At 75.2% G+C, this 318-nt stretch carries 1 protein-coding gene; it reads right to left on the bottom strand.

The genetic code is table 11. The annotated features are described in order from the left end of the window. Positions 1–318 (bottom strand): hypothetical protein (locus tag R5H29_RS01485; protein ID WP_332328623.1); only part of this gene is annotated, 318 nt, incomplete at both ends.

Genomic DNA, 318 nt, shown 5'->3' with positions numbered 1-318 from the left:
CGCCCGCCAGCAACACCTGCACCCGGTCGGCTTCCGCCGCCGCCAGGGACGACACAACCGGCAGCAGGGATTTGCACACCGGGCAGGAGGGAGAGAGGAAGAACAGCAGCGTCGCCCGGTCCGCCGGCGCCCCGATGGTGCGGGTCACCCCGGCCAGGTCCGGCAGGGCGAGCAGCGGCGCCGCCTCGCCCACGCGCGGGCCGCTTTCCAGCGCGAGCGCGCCGGCCGGCGCCAGCCTTGCCTGCAGCACCCCGATCTGCCGCGCCAGCGCCAGGCAGATCACCGCCAGACCCAGCACGGCCACCCAAAGCAGCACGA

The sequence above is a fragment of the Stenotrophomonas sp. A3_2 genome (assembly GCF_036624925.1).
Lineage (GTDB): Bacteria > Pseudomonadota > Gammaproteobacteria > Xanthomonadales > Xanthomonadaceae > Stenotrophomonas > Stenotrophomonas hibiscicola.
This window is presented reverse-complemented; position numbering and strand designations above follow the sequence as displayed.